Source organism: Parvibaculum sp. (assembly GCF_035511255.1).
Lineage (GTDB): Bacteria > Pseudomonadota > Alphaproteobacteria > Parvibaculales > Parvibaculaceae > Parvibaculum.
The window spans coordinates 1-5,375 of sequence record NZ_DATKFR010000292.1; the positions used below are offsets into that span (position 1 = coordinate 1).

4 protein-coding genes and 1 pseudogene are annotated in these 5,375 nt (G+C 65.5%); all 5 read left to right on the plus strand.

Going from position 1 to position 5,375, the window contains the following annotated elements; translation table 11 throughout:
• Positions 1–360: pseudogene (locus tag VMR03_RS11505) on the plus strand (ATP-binding protein); the annotation flags it as partial.
• A gap of 80 nt (positions 361–440) precedes the next feature.
• Positions 441–818, plus strand: coding sequence for a DUF4878 domain-containing protein (locus tag VMR03_RS11510; protein WP_325405327.1), 378 nt, complete (start codon positions 441–443; stop codon positions 816–818).
• A gap of 104 nt (positions 819–922) precedes the next feature.
• Positions 923–1,906 (plus strand): cytochrome c, encoded by a 984-nt coding sequence (locus VMR03_RS11515; protein ID WP_325405329.1) that lies wholly within the window; start codon positions 923–925, stop codon positions 1,904–1,906.
• Between the two features lie 91 nt (positions 1,907–1,997).
• Positions 1,998–4,223 (plus strand): PAS domain-containing hybrid sensor histidine kinase/response regulator, encoded by a 2,226-nt coding sequence (locus VMR03_RS11520; RefSeq protein ID WP_325405331.1) that lies wholly within the window; start codon positions 1,998–2,000, stop codon positions 4,221–4,223.
• A 34-nt stretch (positions 4,224–4,257) separates the two neighbouring features.
• Positions 4,258–5,375, plus strand: a 1,118-nt coding sequence (locus VMR03_RS11525; RefSeq protein WP_325405333.1) for an AmpG family muropeptide MFS transporter, incomplete at its 3' end; no start/stop codon positions are given.

A 5,375-nucleotide genomic window follows, 5' to 3' on the forward strand; every position in this document is an offset into this window, starting at 1 on the left:
GATCTCTCGCTGCCGCCCGCCGCCGAAGGGTCTGCGGAGGTGGCGATCCGCATCGCAGCCGCCCGCGAGATACAGGAGGCGCGCTATGCCGAATGCGCTGCGGTCGGCGGCCCGAACCTCAATTCCGAGGTCGAGGGCGAGTTGCTCGACAAGGTCGCCTCGCCCGACGAGGCGGGGCTGAGGCTCCTGACCGAAGCGGCCGACCGCATGCGTCTGACCGCACGCGGCTATCACCGTGTGCTGCGTGTCGCGCGTACCCTTGCCGATCTCGATGGCGTCGATGCGGTGCGCCGCGTCCATGTCGCCGAAGCGCTGGCCTATCGCGAGCCGGTGGCGGGACGGCTCGGCGCGGTGGCCTGAGCGGTTTCGCCGGCCGAAAACCGGGTTGAAACAACCTGCCGTGCTATGCTTCTCCGGTTCAATCGTGGCCCGGAGGCGACATGGGTATCGGACGTCTGCTGGTTTTGCTGCTGATCTGTGCCGGCCTCGCCTCCTGTGCCCGGGCGAGTGACGATGCGGTACGCGGTTTCTTCGAGGCGCTCGACCGCGGCGACACGCAGAAGGCCTTGTCGCATTTCTCACCCGAACTGCGCCGGAAATTCTCCGACGAAACGCTCCGCGGCGAGGCAGAACGCTGGACGGAGACGATGCGCGAGCATGGCGGGCTCGGCGAAGTTGAGCTCGACGGCGGCGTGGTCACCTATAACGTGCTCGCCTTCTACAAGGTGACGCTCGTCTTTCATGACGGCAAGACCCGCTCCCTGAGCGTCACCCTCTCCCATGTCGACGGCGAGTGGTACATCAACGCCGCAGTCTGATCATTTTCTGCATCCGCCCTTCCACAGACGGGCTTGATCGTGGCTAAAAACCCACCAAAAATGCCGCGGGCAGACCCAACGGGGTTGAAGGGGGATTCATCACCATGTCATTCAAACGCGCGGTCCTCTGGGCCGGCGCCGTCATCGGCGCGCTCGTGGTTCTCGGCGTCGTCGCCATCTTTGCGATTTTCCCGCGCGTCTCGGCCGCGCCCGATCTCAAGGTGGAAGCGACACCGGCGCTCGTCGCCCGCGGCGACTATCTCTTCAACCATCAGCTTGCCTGCGGCGCCTGTCATACGCCGGAACTCGAACCGCACCGCTTCTCCCGCGTCAACGACAGCGCCCGTATCGCCGCCGGACGCCGCATGGGTGGTGCGCCGGAATTTCCGACCGACATATTTGCGCCGAATCTTACGCCGGCCGCGCTCGGCGACTGGACGGACGGCGAGATCTACCGCGCCATCGTTTCCGGCGTCGATCGCCAGGGGCGCCCCCTCTTCCCGGTCATGCCCTACCCGTTCTACAAGAGCCTCGATCCCGAGGACGCGAAAGCCGTCATCGCCTATCTCCGTTCGCTGCCGCCGCAACCCGTGACGCTGCCGCGCACGAAGCTGCCGATGCCATTGCCGCTGGTGATGCGGCTCGTTCCCGCCGATCCGACGCCGGAGATGCGGCCGGGCGCGAAGAACGAGGTGGCCCTCGGGCGTTATCTCGCCTTCTCCTCTTCCTGTTTTGAGTGTCACACCAAGCGCAACGCACGCGGCGAGCCGACCGGCATTCCCTTCGCCGGCGACAATCCCTTCGGTCTCCCGGGCGGCGGCGTCGCCCGCTCGGCGAACATCACGCCGGACGCCGAGACGGGAATCGGCAGCTGGACGCGCGCGCAGTTCATCGCCCGCTTCCGCGCCATGACGCCCGAAGTCGCCGCGAAGGTCGCTCCGGAAGCGTCCGAGATCGACACCGAAATGCCCTGGACCGCCTATTCCGGCATGACGGACGAGGATCTGGGCGCCATCTATGCCTATCTGCGCACCGTGCCGCCGATCCATGCGCGTGTCGAAACCTTCACGCCGCCGCCGTCGAAATAGGCCGTCAGCCCCGGTTTCTCGGGGCCGGTAACTCTTTGGAAAGCATGTCCCCTGCATTTTAGGCCCTCATTTGGCCTTCCAAGCGGGGATCATGTTCGCCGTCATCGATCATAATGCCCTGAGTATCCTTCTCGGGCTCGGCACGGTCCTTCTCCTCGGCCTCGAGGCGTGGCGGCGCGCCGCCGCGCGGGCGCGCGATCACGCCGCCGAGGCGAGCCGCGCCCAGACGGCGGTCGAGACGTTGCGTGACGAGAATTGGGAACTCGCCGAGCGCGAGGAGCGATTCCGCGATCTGGTCCAGACGCAGGGCGACGTCGTGATGCGCCGCGATCTCCTCGGCCGCGTCACCTATGTCAACGACGTCTTCTGCAAGGCATTCGGCAAGGCGCCGGACGACGTCATCGGCGGCGCCTTTGCACCCGAACTGCCGGAAGGCGAGACGCCGCGTCTTGCCTCTTTCGCCGGCCTCAGTCTTCCGCCCTATCGCATCCATTTCGACCAGCGGGTCGTGACGACGCTGGGTACGCGCTGGTTCGCCTGGGAGGAATTCGCGCTTCGCGACGACGACGGCAGGCTGAAGGAAATCCAGACGGTCGGCCGCGATATCACCGATCGCAAGGCCGTCGAGGAAAGGCTCGCCGAGGCGCTCGACGAAGCTCAGGCCGCAAGCCGGGCGAAAAGCCAGTTCCTCGCCGCCATGAGCCACGAAATCCGCACACCGATGAATGGCGTGCTCGGCATGACCAATCTGCTGCTCGACACCAAACTCACGCCGGCGCAGCGTACCTATGCCGAGGCGGTGAAGCGATCGGGCGAAGCGCTCCTCGCCATCATCAACGACATTCTCGATTATTCGAAGATAGAAGCGGGCAAGGTCCATCTCGAGGAGGGTTCCTTCGATCTGCGCGGGACGCTCGAGAGCGTCTGCGAACTGCTGAGTCCGCGCGCTTTCGAGAAGGGTCTCGAAATCATCGCGGAGATAGAGCCGCATGTGCCGATGCGCCTGATGGGCGATGAGACGCGTATCCGTCAGGTTCTGCTCAACCTTGCCGGCAACGCGATCAAGTTCACCGAAAGCGGCGGCGTGCTTCTGCGCGCGCGCCTCGACAGTTATTCCTACACAGACGAAAAAGCGCATATCGTCATCGAGGTCGAGGATACCGGCATCGGCATCGACAAGGAGGTTCTCGATCTGATTTTCGACGAGTTCCAGCAAGCCGATCAGGGCCATGCGCGACGCTACGAGGGCACGGGCCTCGGCCTCGCGATCAGCCGCCATCTCGTCACCGCGATGGAAGGCACGATCGAGGTGGTGAGCGAGAAGGGCAAAGGCTCCCTTTTTCGCGTCATTCTCGGTCTGGGCGCCGTCGATCCCGCCGCCCCCCAGCGCGAGCCGCTGGCCGGTGTCAGCGTCGTCATTCTCGAAGACCGGCCGCTCCTCGCCGCCTCGCTCGGTCGCAGCGCGCGCCTCGCCGGCGCCGATGTGCGTCTCGCCGCCACCGCCGCCGATCTCGTCGCCGCACTCGACGAGCGTCGCGCCGATATTCTGATCTGTCCGATCGACACCGCCGAAGGCCCCGGCGCCGAACTCGTCGCCCGCGCCCGCGCAATCGTGCCCGATCTCGCCGCGATCGTGCTGCTCAGGCCGCAGGATCGCGACCGGCTGCCGGGCCTGATCGGTCTCGATGCCGGCCCGTCGATTTTTCCCGGCATGTTCGACGGCTATCTCGTGCGGCCCGTCCGCGCCTCGTCTCTCCTCACGCGCCTTGAGGCTCTGGCAGGCTCCATGCCGCGCGCCGACCGGCCGACCGCCGCGACCGATCTGGCCGCCGAACGTCGCGCGCCGGCCGGACAAGCCGCTTCATCCTCCCACGCCTCGCCCTTCAATGTGCAATTGCACATTCTCGTCGTCGAGGACAACGACATCAATGCGCTGCTCACCCGCACGCTGCTCGAACGCGATGGACACACGGTCCATCTCGCACACAATGGCGAGGAGGCACTCGCCTTCCTCGATCAGCGCGAACTCGTCGATCTCGTGCTGATGGATCTGCATATGCCGGGCATGGACGGCTTCGAGGCGACGCGTCGCATTCGCGCTCTCTCGGACGACCGTTCCAGCCTGCCGATCATCGCCCTGACCGCAAATGCCATGGCCGAAGATCGTCAGACCTGTCTCGCCGCCGGTATGGACGACTATCTCTCCAAGCCCATCATGCCCGACGCGCTTGCCCGTTCGCTTCTGTTCTGGACCGGACGGCGCAGCGCCCTCGGCCTCGTTCCGGATGCGGCTGGCGAAAGAACAAATCTCGCCTAAACTCGCTCGCGGATCGATTCGCGAGGGGGATGACGTGACGGATGTGACGCAAGAGCGAAGCCTGGCGGCGCGGTTCGCAAGCGCCCTGGCGGTCTATGGCGAGCGACGTGTTTTCATCATGTTGCTGCTCGGCTTTTCCTCCGGCCTTCCCTTCATGCTGGTCTTCGGCACCATGTCGGCCTGGCTGCGCGAGGCTGGCGTCAGCCGTACCGAGATAGGCCTGATGAGCTATGTCGGCCTCGCCTATACGATCAAATTTCTCTGGGCGCCGGTCATCGACCAGATCAGGCTGCCCTGGCTCGCTGACCGACTCGGCAAGCGCCGCGCCTGGATGATTGTCGCGCAGGCGCTCGTGGCGTCGGCGCTTGTCGGCATTTCCTTCTGCGATCCGAAAGTCGCGCTGCTGCCGATCGCGTTCCTCGCACTGATGCTCGCCTTTTCTTCGGCGACGCAGGACATATCGGTCGACGCCTGGCGCATCGAGGCGGCATCGGACGAAAAGCAGGGCGCAATGGCGGCCGCCTATCAGCTCGGCTATCGCTTTGCGATCATCGCCTCGGGTGCCGGCGCGCTTTATGTTGCCGACTTCGTCTCTTGGCACGCGGCCTATCTGCTGATGGCGGTGCTGATGTCGGTCGGTGTCGGCGCGGCGCTCGCCGCGCCGCGTCTCGCCGAAGCGAAGGCGCCGGTGATCGGTGAGGACGCGGTCGATGCCTTCACGGACCGCTTTGCGCTGCATGGCCGGGCGCAGCGCGCGGTCGCCTGGCTCTATCGGGCCGCCATTGCACCCTTCGTCGACTTCTTCGGCCAACGCGGCTGGCGGGCCCTTGTCATTCTCGCCCTGATCGGCCTCTACCGCGTCCCCGATTTCGTGATGGGTGTGATGGCGAACCCTCTCTATATCGACCTCGGCTTTTCGCTCTCGGAAATCGCGACGGTAGTGAAGGTCTTCGGCGTCTGGATGACGATCGCCGGCGCCATTGTCGGTGGTCTCGTCGTCGCCCGTTTCGGCATCCTGCGTTCGATGCTGGTCGGCGCCACCGCCGTTGCGCTCACCAATCTCCTCTTCTCCTGGCTTGCGACGCGCGGCAGCGACATCTCGGCGCTGACGATCGCCATCGGCGCCGAAAACTTCTCGGGCGGTTTCGCCGG